The 17392-nt window shown below is 49.5% G+C and carries 14 protein-coding genes; 8 read left to right on the top strand and 6 right to left on the bottom strand.

Features of this window, described 5'->3' with window-relative positions:
- Positions 1–10 precede the first annotated feature (10 nt).
- Positions 11–1126: a glycosyltransferase family 9 protein gene (locus ACEW81_RS10250; protein ID WP_373532893.1), complete on the top strand. Its 1116-nt coding sequence runs from the start codon at positions 11–13 to the stop codon at positions 1124–1126.
- Complete coding sequence (locus ACEW81_RS10245; protein ID WP_373532892.1) at positions 1123–2148, top strand: glycosyltransferase family 9 protein; 1026 nt, start codon at positions 1123–1125, stop codon at positions 2146–2148. Before ACEW81_RS10250 ends, ACEW81_RS10245 begins: the two co-directional genes overlap by 4 nt.
- A gap of 55 nt (positions 2149–2203) precedes the next feature.
- On the opposite strand, the gene rpsT is transcribed toward ACEW81_RS10245, so the two are convergent.
- Complete coding sequence (gene rpsT / locus ACEW81_RS10240) at positions 2204–2461, bottom strand: 30S ribosomal protein S20 (protein ID WP_373532891.1); 258 nt, start codon at positions 2459–2461, stop codon at positions 2204–2206.
- Between the two features lie 314 nt (positions 2462–2775).
- Here rpsT and ACEW81_RS10235 point away from each other — a divergent pair, with 314 nt between their 5' ends.
- The 6 genes from ACEW81_RS10235 to ACEW81_RS10210 all read left to right on the top strand — a co-directional run bounded on the left by ACEW81_RS10235 (position 2776) and on the right by ACEW81_RS10210 (position 9650).
- Positions 2776–4149, top strand: coding sequence for a FliM/FliN family flagellar motor switch protein (locus tag ACEW81_RS10235; protein ID WP_373532890.1), 1374 nt, complete (start codon positions 2776–2778; stop codon positions 4147–4149).
- Between the two features lie 34 nt (positions 4150–4183).
- On the top strand, positions 4184–4648 hold the full coding sequence (locus tag ACEW81_RS10230; protein WP_373532889.1) for a FliO/MopB family protein: 465 nt from the start codon (positions 4184–4186) through the stop codon (positions 4646–4648).
- Between the two features lie 76 nt (positions 4649–4724).
- Complete coding sequence (gene fliP / locus ACEW81_RS10225; protein WP_373533018.1) at positions 4725–5357, top strand: flagellar type III secretion system pore protein FliP; 633 nt, start codon at positions 4725–4727, stop codon at positions 5355–5357.
- 37 nt (positions 5358–5394) lie between these two features.
- Positions 5395–5907, top strand: a complete 513-nt coding sequence (locus tag ACEW81_RS10220; RefSeq protein ID WP_373532888.1) for a flagellar biosynthetic protein FliQ — start codon at positions 5395–5397, stop codon at positions 5905–5907.
- A 10-nt stretch (positions 5908–5917) separates the two neighbouring features.
- The gene (locus ACEW81_RS10215; protein WP_373532887.1) at positions 5918–6721 is read left to right on the top strand and encodes a flagellar biosynthetic protein FliR; all 804 of its coding nucleotides are present in this window, start codon (positions 5918–5920) and stop codon (positions 6719–6721) included.
- 118 nt (positions 6722–6839) lie between these two features.
- The gene (locus ACEW81_RS10210; protein WP_373532886.1) at positions 6840–9650 is read left to right on the top strand and encodes a vitamin B12-dependent ribonucleotide reductase; all 2811 of its coding nucleotides are present in this window, start codon (positions 6840–6842) and stop codon (positions 9648–9650) included.
- Between the two features lie 33 nt (positions 9651–9683).
- Here ACEW81_RS10210 and ACEW81_RS10205 read toward each other — a convergent pair whose 3' ends face one another.
- From ACEW81_RS10205 to ACEW81_RS10185, 5 genes are all read right to left on the bottom strand, one after another.
- The gene (locus tag ACEW81_RS10205; RefSeq protein ID WP_373532885.1) at positions 9684–9971 is read right to left on the bottom strand and encodes a hypothetical protein; all 288 of its coding nucleotides are present in this window, start codon (positions 9969–9971) and stop codon (positions 9684–9686) included.
- Between the two features lie 159 nt (positions 9972–10130).
- Positions 10131–11120, bottom strand: a complete 990-nt coding sequence (locus ACEW81_RS10200) for a thiamine pyrophosphate-dependent enzyme (RefSeq protein ID WP_373532884.1) — start codon at positions 11118–11120, stop codon at positions 10131–10133.
- Entirely contained in the window at positions 11110–12966 is a 1857-nt protein-coding gene (locus ACEW81_RS10195) for a 2-oxoacid:acceptor oxidoreductase subunit alpha (protein WP_373532883.1), read from the bottom strand. Before ACEW81_RS10195 ends, ACEW81_RS10200 begins: the two co-directional genes overlap by 11 nt.
- Before the next feature lie 592 nt (positions 12967–13558).
- Positions 13559–15202 carry an AAA family ATPase gene (locus tag ACEW81_RS10190; RefSeq protein WP_373532882.1) on the bottom strand — a complete coding sequence of 548 codons (1644 nt, stop codon included), beginning with the start codon at positions 15200–15202 and terminating at the stop codon, positions 13559–13561.
- A gap of 359 nt (positions 15203–15561) precedes the next feature.
- Positions 15562–17178, bottom strand: a complete 1617-nt coding sequence (locus ACEW81_RS10185) for a hypothetical protein (protein WP_373532881.1) — start codon at positions 17176–17178, stop codon at positions 15562–15564.
- Between the last annotated feature and the right edge of the window lie 214 nt (positions 17179–17392).

The following is a 17392-nucleotide window of genomic DNA, read 5'->3' as shown; positions in this document are numbered from 1 at the left end:
CGCTTATCCGATGAAATACCCCCAACCTTCCGTTTCTAATCCAGATCCTTCCGCTCGTATCTTGATAGTGCGCTTAAGTGCGCACGGCGATGTGATGCACACCCTGCCCCTGTTGGCCAGCATTAAGCGCCATAAGCCCGATGCCTTTATCGGTTGGCTGGTTGAGGCCTCTGCCGCCCCTTTGCTTGAAGATCATCCTTTGATCGATCGCTTGCATGTGGTGGATCGCAAACGCTGGATGAAATTAATCCAAAATCCGGCCCAATGGCTGCTGGTGTGGCGGGAAGTTCAGTCGTTTATCGGTGAGATTCAGGAGGCGGGCTATCATATCAGCTTTGATGTGCAAGGTCTTTTGAAGAGCGCCTTATGGCCGGTGTTATCCAACATTCCCATTCGCTATGGCTTTAAAGCCACCCGGGAGTTTGCGGATTTGCTTTATAACCGGCATTTGCCCCCTATGAGCATTCGGGACGCACATACCCCGGCGGTGCAAAGCTATTTGGGTTTTGCCCGTGCCATTGGTTGCCCGGTGGAACCCCCCGAGTTTGTGTTGTCCCCGGTTCAACCCTTAACGGCCCAAAAAGTAGAGGATTTATTGGCGGGCTTGGCTCACCCGGAGTGGCCCTTAGTGGTGCTGGCCCCGTTTACCCGCTGGCCCAGCAAGCATTGGCCTTTGAATTACTGGCAAACCCTAGTGCCGGAATTACTGAAGCTGAAGGTGCGGGTGCTGATGCTGGGCGCTCCTTCCAATCGGGCTGATGCCGATGAGATGGTGGCCAATGCCAACCCGGATCGCTTGGCCAATTGGGTGGGGCAAACCGATTGGCCCGACTTGTACGCGTTGTTCCCCCGCACTTGCCTGCTGATTGGGCTGGATAGCGCCCCGCTGCATGTGGCGGACGCAGTGAACGGACCCACTATTATTGGCCTTTATGGCCCCACTGCCCCCGGCAGAACCGGCCCCGTTGGCGTAGATCATACGGTGCTTTCCACGGCGCTTTCTTGTCAGCCTTGCTTTGAGCGTCACTGTCCCATTCAAACCCATGCCTGCATGACCCAGTTGACCCCCGAGATTATTTTGGGCGTGGTGAAGCAAACCTTAACCGCTCAAGGGTTTTCGGTATGAAGCGGCGCTTGTTGGTTATTCGCTTTGGGGCGTTGGGCGATTTGATTCATGCTTCCCCCTCTCTAGAGGCGGTTAAGCTTGCCTACCCGGATATGGAGGTTCACTTGCTTACCAGTTCCGGTTATACGGCTTTGGCAGGTCTGTTGCCGGGGGTGGATCAGGTGTGGACCTGGGAAAAAAAGCAGGGCTGGCTGGCCTTGTTTAAGCTGGCTTGGCGCTGGCGACAGATTGGCATTACGGATGTGGTCAATCTGCATCCCTCCTTCAAGTCTTTGCTAATCACCGGGCTGTTATGGCCGGTGAATGCGGCGGTATATCGCAAGCAAAAGCTGGCCACCAAAGGGGCAGCCCAAAGAATTCAGGCCCGTCGTCATGCGGCGCAGGACTTTTTTCAGCCTTTTCAAAAGGTATTGGGCCTATCGGTTCCTCAATCGCTGTTGCCTGTCTTGAAGAAAACCGTTTTGGATTCAGGGGATGGCCCGGTAAAGCCTGAGGGGGAGCGCTGGGTGGCCATCATTCCCGGCGTAGGGGCCAAGCGATCTAACCGGGCCTGGTTGCCAGCCTATTATGTAGCGTTGATGCAAGCTTTGCTTACTGAGCAACCCACCCTAAAACTTTTATTGATTGGCGGCCCCGATGAATCCGTGTTGGCGGAGCAACTTGGTGCCGCCTTGGGTACCGGCGCAGATCGGGTTGAAAACCACTGCGGCCAGCATGATATTTCGGGTACGGCGGCCTTGCTTGCCCAGTGTGACTTGGTGGTGGGGGGTGATACTGGCCCCATGCATCTGGCGGCTGCGGTGGGGATTTCCGTGTTGGGTATTTACGGGCCAACGGCTTTGGCCCGTACCGGCCCCCTGGCGCATGGCCCGGCTGTTTTGCTAACGCCGCCCGATGCTTTGGCCTGCTGGCCTTGTGAGTTGCCGGAATGCCCCTACACGGGCGAGGCGCACTTGGCCTGCATGAAGCAAATCAGTGTGCCAACGGTGACAGAAGCGGCCTTGGCGCTACTGCCAACTTAAAAGCCCCTCGTGAGAACGAGAGGCTTTTAAAACTGTGAGGTTGTGTTTAAAAAAACTAGGCCACGGCTGCTTTGTTGAGTGCTACGGCAATTTTGGATTTGTAGCGGGCAGCGGTGTTCTTGTGCATAATGCCTTTTAATACGGCACGATCCATCAAGCTGTAAGCTTGTTTCAAGCCTTCTTCACGGGCGGTGGATTCGCCGTTCAACGCTTTTTTCAAAGCGGTTTTAATGGCGGATTTCAAAGCAATGTTACGCTGGCGGTTGCGTTCTGCAACATCAACACGTTTCTTGGCGGATTTAATTCTAGGCAAGATGTAATACCTTCTTACGGTTGAGGGGACACACTAAATATGGGTTCGATAAAAATCGATAAATCTATTGAGTTCAACTTATAGCACCAACACAAAACCCGATCAACATGAGAGACGGTCCGGGGCGCTGAAGTGGATTTCTCCGTGGATTCGGATACCATTCTACAACAACCCCGGTGGGTCACCCACCCTTTGACCAATACACACGGGCATTTCCGTAGACCACTGGATGGATGCCCCTCCCGGCGTAATTCGGTATGCTGTTGCTGCAACAAGGTGGAAGAAAGCCCCGATTGGTTTTAAAGCGTATGGATATGAGCGTGGATAACCGTCAAGCCGGAGTTTCCGGTAGTCAATCCCCGTCAGCCTCAGGCTCGATGGGGTCTGTGCAATGGCAAGGCATGGTGCAAACTTGCGCGCTGGTAACCGCCAGCCTGTCTGAAGTACTGTCCCAGTTCTGGGGGGTACCTATGAAGGTGGTGTTTTTGGGCATTAGCGATAAAGCGCACTACTTTTGGCGCATGGATGACTTTCATGTGTCTCAGTTACAGCTGGAAAAAATGACTGATTCGGCCAAAACGCCGGCCATGGCTTTGCTGCGCTTGTCCGAATCGTTATGCGCCACCTTGCTCACTCGGGTTTTAGGACCAAGGCCCACCAGCCAGTCCGACTTTAGCTTTCGGCAACTAAGCCCCTTGGAAGCCACTATTTTGAATGAATTCAGCCGGGATTTGCTGGGTACTTTTAAAAAGGAGCTGGTTCAAAAGGAATGGGTTAAAAAGCCTGCCCCCAAAAGCAAAAACCAATTATTGCAACTGGTGTGGGTGGTGGCCTTGGAAGAACCTGCCCTGAACTTGGAATCCATTATGGATCCGGCCGAGGCCATTCGATTTTTAGAGGGGTTGGAGGTGGGGAAAATTGTGTTGAGCCTGCCTGCAAACGCCTTGCAGTGTACCGTGGGGTCAGAAGCCGAGTCTCAATGGCCTGCGGTTCCCGATGAATTCTTTTTTCATATACAAGCGCCCGCTCGCATTTATTTGGGCGGCACTCGAGTGGCGCTGGCTGATTTGGATCATTTGGAGCCGGAAGATATCATTGTGCTGGATGACAGCCATATTTCCACGATGGCTTTAATTGCCCCGGATTCGGGCGAGCATTTTCCGTTTACCGTGGAAATCCGAGACCCCGAGGCCATTACCCTTCCCTACCAACAGGAGTTTGACGAGATGGATACCCCCAGTCCGGGCGGCTTGGCCCGTCAAAAATTATGGGATAACCTGATGATTGATGTGGGCGCAGAATTTGAGCCGATTAAGCTGCCCCTCAAGCAAATCAAGCAAATGAGCGAGGGCTTGGTCATTGAAATGGGCGACCTGGTGCATAACCGGGTTAGCTTGCATATAGAGGGCAAGACCCTGGCTTATGGCGAGTTGATTATTGTGGGCGATAAGTTTGGGGTGCGTGTCAGTCAGGTTATTCCCGAAGAGGGCGAGCCTGCTGAATTGGGAACGATGGCGTTGCTGTCTTCGCAGGCCCGCCCTAGTCAGCCGGTTAATGTGGTCCCGCCAGCGGCTGAAAACCCTCCCGCTCAGGAAATGGCCCCTGCTGAGGAGGAAATGAGTCTGGATAACTTCCTGAACGAGGACTTCGACGAAACCGGAGAAGGCGGCGAGGAAGAGGACTGGTAATGGTGAAATCAGTTTCAAGCAGAGGAATGGTTTTATGTTAAATCACACGGGTGCTTTATGGCATTATCTGGGTAGCTTTGTTTTGTACACCCTGGGGGCGGTGGCCTTGATTTACGGGGCTTACTGGTATGCCCGGCGCTCTTCTGGCGGGTTTTTATCCGGTGCCGCCAAAAATAACAATTCCCAGCGCCCGGTTTTGGAAATTGAATCTATCCTGCCGCTGGAGCCCCGGAAAAATTTGTATGTGGTTCGGGCCGGGCATGAACGCTTTTTGCTTGCTGCCTCTGGTGATGACACCACCCTGTTGTCCCAGCTGGAGCCGGAGTTTAGCGAGCCGCCCGAAATGTCTGAAATTCCGGTGGTTCAGGAAACACCCCGTTTAGAGCCTTGGTACGCCTTGCAGCAGCCCACGCACGTTCATTCAGGGCGAAAGCCGGACACCTTTGGCGCTCGCTTTGTCAAAAGTGTGCAATGGCTGGTGTCATCTCGCATGAGGTAGGCAGGTGAACACGCCTTCCTGTTGAAACAGGCGCACCGCTCAATTTGAAAGAAAGGAAAGACTTGCCGTGGATCTGATGTTCGGGAAGCTGGATCCGGCCCTCCAGCTAATCATCCTGATGGCCTCGCTGTCGCTGATTCCATTTGCCGTGGTCAGCATGACCAGTTTTTTGCGTTATATGATTGTTTTATCAATATTAAAGACAGCACTGGGAACCCAGCAAGTGCCGCCCTCCATTGTGTTGGTGGGCATGTCGCTGGTGTTAACCATGTACACCATGTCGCCCGTATTCGGCGATATCTACAGCAAAATTGAACCGGTGATGAAAAAAAATGGGTCGGTGGTTCAACTGATGGTCACTGGCTCGGAGCCACTCAAAAATTTTATGATGCGCCAGACCCGCCAATCCGATGTGGCCTTTTTCCTGCAACTGTCTCGAAGTAAACCGCCGGAATCGGCCAAGGATTTGACCTTATGGGAGGTGGCCCCCGCCTTTATGATTAGTGAGTTGCGCACCGCCTTTGAAATCGGGTTCATTATCTTCATTCCCTTCATTGTGATCGATCTGGTGGTGGCCAACATTTTGCTGGCGCTGGGGATGATGATGTTATCGCCCACCATTATTTCCCTGCCCTTTAAAATCCTGATTTTTGTGGCGGTGGATGGCTGGAGCCTGATTGTGAACGGGCTGGTACAAAGCTTTAACTAGGGCCACGGGCTTGCCCAACAAGTGAGGACGGTTTTGGATGGACATATTGCTGGAACATTTGGGGCGTGGCTTGATGCTGAGCCTGCTGATGTCGTTGCCGTGCGTACTGACGGCTGCCGCCATTGGGCTGGTGGTGGGAATTTTACAGGCGGTCACCCAGGTTCAGGAACAAACCATTGCCGCCGCTCCCAAAATTGTGGGTGTGTTTGCCGTGCTGTTGCTGGGCGGTGGGTTGATGATGAATCTGATGTCCGATTACGTGCGAGAAGCCATGCAAATTGCGTTTAACGATGTGCCTGAGGATGGCATTTTCATTATGCCCAGTTCCCGTCATCAAACGGCCAGTCAGGCTCGGGCCAAAAAGTTTTTTGATCTTCAGGCTCGGGAAGGTATGAAGAGCGACAAGTTTCGGGAATATGCCGCCCAATGGGAAATTCCAACCAGTGAAGGGGCGGCTGGGGCCAGCTTGAAAGTGCGCCAAGGCCGCAATAAAGATGGCGCCCTGAGCATTCCCGAAAAAATGACTCTGCAAAACGACAAGAATCGCTAGGATTTACCGGATGCACTTTGATCCCGCAATGGAATCCTTTGCCCTGATGTACAAGCAATTGGGGCCTGTGGCCGATGGCGTTCTGCTCATGTTTTTTCGCATGCTGGCCTTTGCCACCACCGGGCCTATTTTTAATCGTAAAAATATACCCATTCTTATTAAAATCAGTGCGGCGGTGTTTTTCACCGGGGCGCTGGCCTGGATGGTGCCGCCCGATCCGATCGGCCCCTTGTCGCCTGCGGGACAATACCCGCCTTACCTCATTCAGTTGTTATTGAATATTGTGGTGGGCGCTTTGCTGGGCTTTATCGCCGATATGATTTTACAGGCCGCCTATGCCGCCGGAAACATTATGAACAACCAGATTGGCTTATCTTCGGCCATGATTATGGACCCCTCCAGCGGCAAACAGGCCATGTTGCTGGAAACCCTGTTTAACAACATTACCATTTTGCTGTTTATTGATTTAGGTGGGGTGCATTGGATGTTAAGCGCCCTGAAGCGCAGTTTTGACGTGTTTCCGCTCTATGCCATGCAGCAACCGCTGGTACAAACCATTAGTCTGGATTACCTGATTCTGGTTTCGGGCAATATTTTGCTCATTGGGGTGCAACTGGTTTCGCCGGTCATGGTAGTGACCATGGCGGTGGATTTAATGCTGGGCATCATGAACCGAACCGCCCAGCAAATGCCTGTATTCCAGCTCAGTTTCGCCTTAAAGCCTTCTATTGGCATTGCGGTTATGATTATGACCCTAACCACGTTTTTACAGGCCTTGAGCAACTACCTGAACGAATATGCCAAAATCTTTTAAGCAGTATTCAGTGGCATTCAATAAAAGCCGATACAAACAACATCCATACGCACTGAAATGAAACGGGAATGAAATCGAGGTAAACCGCTGGGCGGCGGAACATGAGGGAACGGCAGGCATGGCTTCCAGTACCAATGAATCAACCCCCTATTTGGCCGGTGGCCTAAAATTTAACCGGCTGTTTACCCAACCTGGCTTGCATCCATTTGAAGCGGTCCCTTTTGAGCATCGCAAATCCTGCATTACCGACCCGGATGGTTCCGTGATTTTTGAAATGGCGGATGTCGAGGTGCCTGCCGCCTGGTCTCAATTGGCCACCGATATTATGACCTCCAAGTATTTCCGTAAATCGGGTGTGCCTGAAACGGGTTCCGAAAAAAGCGTGAAGCAGGTTATTTCTCGTATTACCCGCACCATTCGAACCCAGGGTCAAGCGCTGGCCTTGTTTGCCACCGCTGAAGACGCTGAAACCTTTGAAATGGAGCTGGCCCATTTGTTGCTGAACCAGATGGGGGCTTTTAACTCTCCGGTTTGGTTTAATTGCGGGCTTTGGCATGACTATGGTATTGAGGGCAGCGGTGGTCACTGGTTCTGGAGTGCGGAAACCCGCCAAATTGAGCAGGTCCGCACGGCCTATGAACATCCCCAATGTTCGGCCTGCTTTATTCAATCGGTAGATGATGACTTGATGGGCCTGTTTGAGTTGATGAAAACCGAGGCCCGCCTGTTCAAATACGGCTCTGGCACCGGCACCAACTTTTCCCGCATTCGGGGCCGACAAGAAAAGCTATCAGGCGGCGGCTACTCCTCAGGACTCATGTCCTTTCTGGAGGTGCTGGATCGGGGGGCGGGGGCTACCAAGTCTGGTGGAACCACCCGCCGGGCGGCCAAAATGGTGTGTCTGGATATGGATCACCCCGAAATTGTGGCGTTTATCCACTGGAAGCATCAGGAGGAACGCAAGGTTCAGGCCCTGATTCAGGCTGGATACTCCAGTGATTTTAACGGAGAAGCCTACCATACGGTTTCCGGGCAAAATTCCAATAATTCGGTTCGCCTGAGTGAGCGCTTTATGCAGGCTTATCTGCATGATCAACCCTGGCAAACCACCTATCGCACCACGGGAGAGGTTTGCGACACTTTTCAGGCTCGGGCTTTAATGCGCCAAATTGCCGAATGCGCCTGGGCTTGCGCGGATCCCGGCGTTCAGTTTGATGATGTGATTAACGCATGGCACACCTGCCCGCACAGTGGGCCCATTCGTGGCTCCAATCCTTGCTCGGAATTTCATTTTCTGGATGACACGGCCTGTAATCTGGCCTCCCTCAACCTGTTAAAGTTTCGGGATGCGACTGGCCACTTGGATACTACAGCGTTTCGCCAAGCTTGCCGTATTTTTTTCACGGCTCAGGAAATTTTAGTGGGTTTGGCCTCCTATCCCACCGAACGCATTGCTGAAAACAGCCACGCCTTTCGCCCCTTGGGTTTGGGTTATGCCAATCTGGGCGCTTTGTTAATGGTCAATGGCATTCCTTACGATAGCCCCCAAAGTTACGCCCTAACCGGGGCTATTACCGCCTTGATGACCGGTGAGGCCTACCGCACATCTGCGGAGTTGGCTGCCCGTTTAGGCCCTTTTGCCGGGTTTGAGGCCAACCGTTCTCCCATGCTGGCAGTTTTGACTAAGCATCAACAGGCGGTCAGCGTTTTGGCCAATCAGCCCTGCGGGTTTGAAGCGCTGGTGGCGGAGGCTCAGCAGGTGTGGGCCGAGGCATTGGCTCTGGGGATGCAATATGGGTATCGAAACGCTCAGGCCACCGTGTTAGCCCCTACCGGTACCATTGGCTTGCTGATGGATTGTGACACCACCGGCATTGAGCCGGATTTTGCGCTCATTAAGTGGAAAAAACTGGCCGGGGGCGGTTATTTTAAAATCGTCAATCAGTGTGTGCCTTTGGCCTTGAAAACCTTGGGCTACCCTCCAGCCGAGATAGAAGCCATACTGCAACACATTGACCGCACCAGCACCGTGGAAGGCGCCCCTTGCCTTCAGGCGGATCATTACCCGGTGTTCGATTGCGCCAGCCCTTCGGGTGAGGGAAAACGCTATATTGAACCTTTCGCCCATGTCCGCATGATGGCGGCGGCTCAGCCCTTCTTGTCTGGGGCTATTTCCAAAACCGTAAACTTGCCGCATACCGCCACGGTCGAAGAGATTGAGGCCATTTATGTAGACGCCTGGCAGCGAGGGCTAAAAGGCATCGCTTTGTACCGGGATGGCTCCAAGTTTTCCCAGCCCTTAAGCGGCACTCAGCAACCGGCTGATGAAGTCCAAAGCAGCCCACCGCTTAGCGATGACCTGTTGGTGAAGGTTTCGATGGGGGCACAAACCCTGCAATTAACCAGCAAAGCGTTTTCAAATCACGCCTTGGCGGCAATTGAGGTGGACGGCACGTTTAACGATGAAATCACCCTGCCGTTGCTGCAATGTCTGGCGTTCTCCATGTCGGTGGCCTTACAGGCCGGCGTACCGCTGGAAACCTTTTTAAATGCCTTTGCCTTTACCAGCTTTGGGCCTGCCGGGTTGAGCGATCACCCCCATATCCGGCATTGCACCTCTGTGGTTGATTTGATGATTCGCATTTTGGGGCTGGAATACCTAGGGCGAACGGATCTGGCCCAGATAGCTCCCACCGGTGAAGCCGCTGAGCGCATTCAACAGCGGCTTCAGGCTCAACAAGCGGAAACCATGGATGACCCCAAAGGTGTCGCATCCGGCGCCAAGGGTGCTTTTCGGGATGCTCGCGCCAACCAGTTGATGCACCTGATGGGAGATGCCCCGCCCTGTAGCCAATGCGGCAGCCTTACTTTGCGAGATGGGGCCTGTTATCGTTGCGATAACTGCGGCCATTCGCAAGGATGCTCCTGATGAGGCCCAACAACCCCAACGGATTGCTTGGTATTACCCGTTATTGCGGCGGTTAGGCACGTTTGCGCCTACCCGATGCGTCGGTACGCTGGGCAGTGAGTTTTTCAATTTAACAGCTTGTTCCAGATCCACTTCATCTTTAATTTGATTGAACAACGCAGTGGCTTGCTGGTTTTCATTGGCTCTGCGAGCTTTTATACTTGCTCTGGCTTGTGCGATTCGTTCTTGAACCTGTTGTTGTTCCGCTTTATGCGCTTCACGCGCTTTTGAGCTAACGGCCCGTTTCACGGCACCGCTTACATTGGAGAAATTAACGCCCATAATGGACACTCCTTTTTAAAAGCTTGTTTAAAATCCTGAATCGTAATGATGATGAACAATTGCATGAAAACGATCCATTCTGCTTTGGTGCGGGCCATTTTGACAAAAAGCCCCGCCATTGCTGGCAGGGCTTTTTATAGTTTAGCGTAATGCGTTTTTTTAAATAACGAATTCCGCTGCCGCCTTGGCCAGATCGGTGTTGGCGATCATGGTCTTGGGGTCGTAGTAGGGCAGTTGTACCGGGGTGAATTCGTTTAGCAGGGGAATGTTCTTTTGCAGGATATCCTGGAAAGTAGGACGTTCCACCTGATAGTAAACACCCAACGCAACCCGATCTTCAACACGGTGAGCCCGTTCGAAGCACTGGGCCTGCTTTTCGTTGATTTCGTGAATGTCGTTGCCGTTTTTCACCTTGCCGTCGTAACCATCATTTTCCAGATAGTACACACGAGGCATCTGGCTGCCGCCCACATCCACCATTTCAGCGAAGTAATCCTTCGTGTGCAGGTTGTTGTAGGTGGGGCAAGGTTGTAGTACATCAATCAACGCCATGCCTTTGTGCTGCACAGCCTTCATGATGGTTTCTTTCAGGTGCTTGGCGTCAAAGGCGTAACTTCTGGCAATAAAGGTATAGCCGCAAGCCAAGGCCAGGGTGACCGGGTTGATCGCCGTGGTGGGGTTGGGCAGGGCCAGAGATTTCGGTTGAGCGCCCTGAGCCAGGGTAGGGGAAGCTTGCCCTTTGGTCAAACCATAGACTTCGTTGTTGAATACGATGTAGGTCATGTCCATGTTCCGACGTCCGGCGTGAACAAAGTGGCCTACGCCAATACCGTAGCCGTCGCCATCACCACCGGCGGCAATGATGTTCAGGTTGGGGTTGGCCAGCTTGGCGCCCTGGGCGAAAGCCAGAGAGCGACCATGCAAGGTGTGCATCCCGTAGGTATGAATGTAGTGAGGGACTTTACCGGAGCAACCCACACCGGACACGATGAAGGTTTCCCAGGGCTTCATTCCCAGACCAGCGATGGCTTGCTGAATGGAGTTGGTGATCCCGAAGTCGCCACAACCGGGGCACCATTCGGAATGGACGTCGCTTTTGAGCTGAGCGCCTTTTAGTGGCGTTTTCAAGGGGGTGGGACTAGAGACCATAGGACAAGACCACCTTTCTGGACTGTTTCTCGTTAATTTCTTGAATGGCGGCAACCAGTTCGGTTTCAGAGATCGGACGACCGCTCCACTTCAGCACTTCGTGCTCAATCTGGATGCCGGTACGCATAGTGATCAACTGGGTGATTTGGCCGCCGAAGCTGCTTTCAACCACCACGGCCCGTTTAACGTTGGCCATGGCTTTTTTGAAGGCTTCAACCGGGAATGGGCTTAACAGGCGAATCTGAATGAAGTTAACATCCAGATTGTGCTTTTCTTTCAGCTCCTTAATGCTGTCCAGAACCACGCCCTTGGTAGAACCCCAGCTAACAATGGTTATTGGCGGGTTGCTGGCGCCACTGGGATTGTGAACCATCAGTTGGTCTTCTGGCAGAATTTCTTTCAGGGCCAGATCCAGCTTTTTCATCCGTTTTTCCTGCATGGGAATCCGGATGATTGGATCTTCGGTAATGTGGCCGTATTCGCAGTGCTCATCGCCCGTCATCCAGTAGATATGACCGGGCATACCGGGCAAGGCACGAGGAGAAATGCCGTCTTCTGTGATTTTGAAACGGGGGAATTTGGCCAAGGCCGCTTCCACGTTGTTTTCATCGAAGGTGGCATCTTTGCCTGCCATCAGGCCCAAGTCAACTTTCATGTTGCTGTCGTCGAACTTGGGGAAGCACACGGTGTTGTTGGCCAGCAACTTGTCACTGATAAAAGTAACCGGGGTCTGGTAACGATCCGCGTAGTTGAAGGCTTTGAAGGTGTCAAAGAACTGCTCTTTGGCATCTCCGGGGCAAACCACAATTTTGGGGTACTCGCCGTGACCGCTGAAGAGGCAGGCCAGCATGTCGGTCTGCTCGTGACGGGTGGGCAATCCGGTAGAGGGGCCGCCCCGCATGTAGTTGAACATAACCACAGGCACTTCGTTGATGCCCGCCCAGCCCAGGCCTTCAGCCATCAAATCCATCCCGGGGCCAGAAGTTGAAGTGGAAGCGCGAACACCAGTGGTACCACCACCAATGGCCATGTTAATGGCAGCGATTTCGTCTTCGCACTGAACCACCGGCAGGCCGTATTCAGACAGATCTTCCAGGTAAATGCACTCATCCACCGCCGGGGTGATGGAGTAATAGGTTTGCAGACGGCAACCCGCCTTCAGTTTAGCCAGGCCGGTTGCGGTGGCTGCGTTCAGGATGTAGCGGGAGCCTTTGGCGGGTGGGTTGGCCGGTTTTTCCAGAACGTAGTTGAATTTTTCGGTATCCGGGTTGTTTTTCATGACTTCATAAGCCTTGGTGGCCGCTTGCATGTTCAGCGCTACCAGCTTGGCTTTGCTGCCGGTGAAAATACCAGTCAGCGCCTCTTCAATGGCGCCGATTTCAACCTGGCACAGGGCCATGGAGGCGGCAACGGCAACGGTGTTTTTGATAATCGCCAAGCTGGTAGGCGTTTTGCCAGTGGCCTGGGCAATTTCTTCTAAAATCTGCTCAAAAGGAATAGGGAACAGCAACACGCCCGGTTTCAAGTCCAGTTTGGTCGGATCGGTTACTTTGGGATCGTAGATGAAGGCGCCATTGTCCACCACTTCAAAGGCATGAAGTTCTGCGGTGGAGTTTTCAAAGGTGGCCAGCAAGTGAACGGGGTCGGTGTGAGAGTATACCGGCTCGTTTTTAACCCGAACCTGGAAGTAACTATGTTCACCTTTGATGTTGGAGTGGTATTCGCGGCGACCGTAAATCCAGTAGCCAGCGGCTGCGGCTGCGCGGCCAAACAAGGTGGCGGAGGAATCAACCCCGGTTCCTTGTGGGCCGCCGATCATCCAGCATAAATCATGCGTGCGGTTCATCTTTTTGTTGCTCTTTCTTTGTCTTGACTATTTCCTGAGGGTTTGGGCGCCGACTCCCCCTAGATAGGCACTATTGAGGGCGCAGCGCCAAACTGGACTTTGCCGAGGTCTTGGAATCGTTAAAGTCAGCGGAAGCTAGGCATACCGGTTCCAAAGTCTGCACATTCTAACAGAAACCAAAACCATCGTTAAGCTTTTTCACGCTCGAGTTTCGTTTTTCAGCCAATCCGTAAAAAATCACGGTTTGAACGCCCATTTCGTGAATTTCTCACCACCCTCTACTCTCTCGCTGTAGAATTGGTTTAATTTCCGGCTTTGTCCATTATAAATCCCAAAGATCAGTTGAGAGTTACACCCGTTAATTAATTATAGTTTTTACCTTTATAATCTCTTAAGTAAGCAGACCAGAAAAATCTAGCGTTTACTTACCTTGATGAGAAATTTACAGTGTGTCCACGCAAAATAAAAAGCTTTTGAGCAAAGCCTAATAGCTTTAGTCGACTCGATCCAGCGACCTTCACAGTATCAAATAATTATTCTGGTGTTTTTGAACGAGTATACTCTGTGAGGGTTGTCTGGGTAATAACAGTTGTTATTGATTAATGGCTTCAATGAGTTCAGGAAACAAAGAGAGTAAAAAATGACGCGCTTCTTTGGAGCGTTTGAGAAGAGCTATCACTTTATTCTGATAGTGTTCCACCTTGGAGAATCCAAGTGTGCTGGCTATAATGTTTGGTGCTCCAGTTGCTTTAACAGGATATCTTTTAATAAGCTCTTCCCAATTTTTATTGCCAATAATTGTTTTGAAAGCACCCTCTTCTTCGGCAAAGAGCTCGGGGACATTAATCGAAAATTCTATCTTTTTTTCTTTTGACAGTGTGGCTTTGTTAGGGATCTGCTTCAAAATTTGTTCTTTTGTTTTCTTTTCGACGATGTTTTGAATTAGTGTGTCTTTACTATGTATAGCCTTTTCCAGGGCTTTACTCTCTGCTAGTGATGCTATTTCTGAAGCTGGTTTTTTTAGTGTCTCTGATTGCTCTTGAGCAATATAATCAATAATTCCAGGGTGAAAATAAACAGACTCAATTGAATATAAAGGTAAAGGAAATAATCCCTTGGCTTTTAGTTTTTCTATGTCTGCAATAGTACGTCCATCATGATCAATTATTCCCCAAGCCTTTACCCAATGATTGGCTTGGGTACTTCTAATGCCTTGGATAGCTTGTTGGACTTCGTTGCAGCTGTTTTTGGGAATAATTGTACACTCTAGAAAGAGGATCGAATATAAAGGCTGGTCAAGGCTGGAAGTATTTCCTTCAATAAAGAGTATTTTTTCTCGGGAGCCCAAAATATCGGCTCTAATATCTTCAGGGACTTCTGTATGAGGTTCGATAAGCGCAGCAGTCCAGTTTGATTGTTGGGATTCTGCGAATTGGTAACTCCTTAATGCTATGGTTGTAGAGCCTGGGGAGCTGAGAGGTAAATTAATATCATGAGTCGAAATGATAAAAGAGCAATCAGGTCGTTGAGAAATTAGCTCCTTCATTAAGGGTAAGTTAATGGATTTATGGAGGTGTCGTTCGGGTTCGTCAATAAAAATGATAGAACCCTCCCTTGCAACTAAAACTTCTGCACATAGCAAAAGCGCACTTCTTTCCCCATCGGAGAGTTTAGCAATATTATAGGGCGCACCATCTTTTCTATGTGCCTGTATTGTTTCATTATCTACAGCTTCGAGAGATATAGTAAGGCCAGCAGATTTTAGGATATTCGAGATTAAGACGGTAGGCGACAGTTGTTTTTTTAGCAGTTCAGTTTTCCCTGTGTCATTTGACTGAACCGCATTTGAGATAGAGAAAGCATAGTGTGATTCTAATTTCAAAAGATTGTGGATTGCTATTTTGGGCCTCTCGGCTGAGATATAATCAAAATGTCTGGTTTCATCTGATTGAAGATAATATTTCATTTCATGAGAACGGCTTGATGCAGTTGCAGGGTTAAGATCAGAGTTTTCTTTAAAAATTTGCTGCCTATGTCCAAGTAAAAACTTAAACTTGTCGCCTTCCCTCTCATCTTCTGGAAGTTGACGAAAAAACTCAAACAGCAAACTTGACTTCCCAGTTCCGTTTGCTCCAAGCAGAAACAAGGTTTGACCTGGAGGTAAACTTATTTCCAAGGGCTCAGCACTAATATGGTTGGGTTGGGGGATTTTAAATAAAATAGGGGGATTTTTCATTGTTTATAAAACGGTAAGATTCCATGATGGGCAAAATTGATATGTATTGATATGGGGTGTCCCATCAGTGTCCCACAATCTATTTCCGTCTCACTCGGTAAAGCTCTGAAACCTTTGGGAGAGAATGGTGGATCTTTCTGGACGAGTTTCGAACCTATTTGATTGAAGAGCAAGAAATGATTGGTATCCTTTTTAAATCAAAAGCTTAGACTCGAAAGTCTTTATTAAACGCATGAATTTTATGGGCTCCACTCATTCAAAGCCGGTGATTCAACATCTCTCTTTATGTGCCTTATATCAGTTATGTTTTTGGACAATGCGGGTTACGGTCTCATTGTTGATAATTGGAGTTACTCAGATTATGTAGACAATCTGTCAAGTATCTCAAGAGCAATACTTTCCTGGCTCTCTGCTAAATTGTTCAATATTTTTATAAAGGCCTGATAAGCATTCGGGTCTTTTTTTATTATTTGGAAATGACTATTAAAACAATGGGCTATAAGTGAAGTTACATTTGGGCGCAAATATTTATCGGAAAACCCATGACTATCACCTCTGAAGTTCCATAACCAAATAAGAGAGTCGTTTATTAGCTCAAAGGCGTAAGGTTTCTGTAGAAAGGAACAAAACTCTTGCACAGAGGTATCATAGACAAGAAAATCTTTAGCCCATCTTTCATAGTAAGGTTTCATGTTGGCTATCAGTGCAGGATCAAACTCTTGTAGATAGAGTGATGAGTCTATGCCTAAAAAGTAGGCCCAGCAGTGGCAAAAATCAGACTTATGCCACTGTTGCTTTTGCCAAATAGGTGAGGAAAAACCAAACTCGATTATTTTTTGCCAGATGGTAGAAAAATTCTTCTTGTCTGCAATAGCACTAGGATAGTTGAGGAAGAACTCCCGCAAAAAATGCTCAATCCAATACTTCCTGCATGAGCCTAATTCAAGAATTGGTTTCCAGAAAGTTTCCGCTGTATTTGAGTCTAACTCATAGAGTATGCGAGCGCATCGAGTAAGGATCCAATTATCAGTTTCATATGGGGTGCGTATCTTATTATAGTTGTCGTCCTCTTCCTCAGGGAGGGCTCCTAGTATACATCTTAAGGCTTGAGACCAAAATACAATCCAGTTTTCTCTTTCTGTGGGGGTAACGGCTTCACGCAAGGATGGTAGCCAAGAGAATGCGGCTTGAATCATTACCATATCTATGCCGGGATTACGTAGTAGAGGAATCTCCTGTTCTGATGTGGGTGGTTCATCAGTGTACGTAAAGGTGCTTTCGTCTTGCCTTTGGGCTTCTACTGGTAGATAAGACTGCGCAAACCTATCATGTAAATTCTGGATGAAATTATGCCAATTGGCAGGTAGAATAGGGGGAACTTTATCTTCGATAAATAACAACATTTCTTGCCTTATGGCAGAGTTGAAGTCAAAGCTTACTTGATTAAAGTTTCGAAGTATTGAGTATCGCCATTTAAGAACGGAGGCAATAAAGATAAAATTTTGAAGCTTGGTAAAGTCATCGCCCAAAGTTTTTCTATGTTTGGAAAGTGTGTAAAATACCTCTTTAGTTATTTGAGCCCTATGTAAACTAGCAAAGTAAGCGATAGCTGTTCCTATATCCGGTGATTTGTCTTCTATCCAAAGAGTAGCAAATGCCTGACAGGCAAAATTATCCCATCCAAGCGTATACGTACTGAATAATAATCCAATATTATCTTCTGGAGGTGTTGTTAGAATGTCTTTTAGATATTCTATGCACCATTCTTTTTTATCAGGTTCTGAGTCTATCCACTCTTTACATTCAGGGTTTATAAATAAGACTGCAATACCCGCACATATTGAGGTTTCCTTATTGAAAGGTGAGTCTGAGTCTAGCGTTTCATCTTCAAGAGAATTGATGAGCTGGATATTTTGCCAAATAGCTTCAGGTTCCGGTGCTGGAGCTTCACCCTTAATAATTTTTTCACCCTGCAAGGGAAAAAAGATTAAAGTTTGTTTGATTCGTATAGGCTCTAATGCAGATTCTCGTTCCTCAACGAATGATGTAGTGACCGGGTCCTTAATTTAGATCCACTTTGAATTAGAGATTTTTGGATTTTATCACGACCAGTTCTTTGGGTTACAAAAAAAACTTCGTCGTAAAAAAATCAGAAGAAACGGCTGTAAAAAACCGGTTGGAAAGCCGCTA

The organism is Vampirovibrio sp. (assembly GCF_041737375.1).
Classification (GTDB): Bacteria; Cyanobacteriota; Vampirovibrionia; order Vampirovibrionales; family Vampirovibrionaceae; genus Vampirovibrio.
Note: the sequence above shows the minus strand (reverse complement) of the source record. Positions and strands in the feature narration are given on the sequence as shown.

Excerpts from the sequence above, each read along its gene's own strand:
- ACEW81_RS10250 (WP_373532893.1), top strand. The coding sequence starts at position 11 with ATGAAATACCCCCAACCTTCCGTTTCTAATCCAGATCCTTCCGCTCGT.
- ACEW81_RS10245 (WP_373532892.1), top strand. The coding sequence starts at position 1,123 with ATGAAGCGGCGCTTGTTGGTTATTCGCTTTGGGGCGTTGGGCGATTTG.
- ACEW81_RS10235 (WP_373532890.1), top strand. The coding sequence starts at position 2,776 with ATGAGCGTGGATAACCGTCAAGCCGGAGTTTCCGGTAGTCAATCCCCG.
- ACEW81_RS10230 (WP_373532889.1), top strand. The coding sequence starts at position 4,184 with ATGTTAAATCACACGGGTGCTTTATGGCATTATCTGGGTAGCTTTGTT.
- fliP (WP_373533018.1), top strand. The coding sequence starts at position 4,725 with ATGTTCGGGAAGCTGGATCCGGCCCTCCAGCTAATCATCCTGATGGCC.
- ACEW81_RS10220 (WP_373532888.1), top strand. The coding sequence starts at position 5,395 with ATGGACATATTGCTGGAACATTTGGGGCGTGGCTTGATGCTGAGCCTG.
- ACEW81_RS10215 (WP_373532887.1), top strand. The coding sequence starts at position 5,918 with ATGCACTTTGATCCCGCAATGGAATCCTTTGCCCTGATGTACAAGCAA.
- ACEW81_RS10210 (WP_373532886.1), top strand. The coding sequence starts at position 6,840 with ATGGCTTCCAGTACCAATGAATCAACCCCCTATTTGGCCGGTGGCCTA.
- ACEW81_RS10205 (WP_373532885.1), bottom strand. The coding sequence starts at position 9,971 with ATGGGCGTTAATTTCTCCAATGTAAGCGGTGCCGTGAAACGGGCCGTT.
- ACEW81_RS10200 (WP_373532884.1), bottom strand. The coding sequence starts at position 11,120 with ATGGTCTCTAGTCCCACCCCCTTGAAAACGCCACTAAAAGGCGCTCAG.
- ACEW81_RS10195 (WP_373532883.1), bottom strand. The coding sequence starts at position 12,966 with ATGAACCGCACGCATGATTTATGCTGGATGATCGGCGGCCCACAAGGA.
- ACEW81_RS10190 (WP_373532882.1), bottom strand. The coding sequence starts at position 15,202 with ATGAAAAATCCCCCTATTTTATTTAAAATCCCCCAACCCAACCATATT.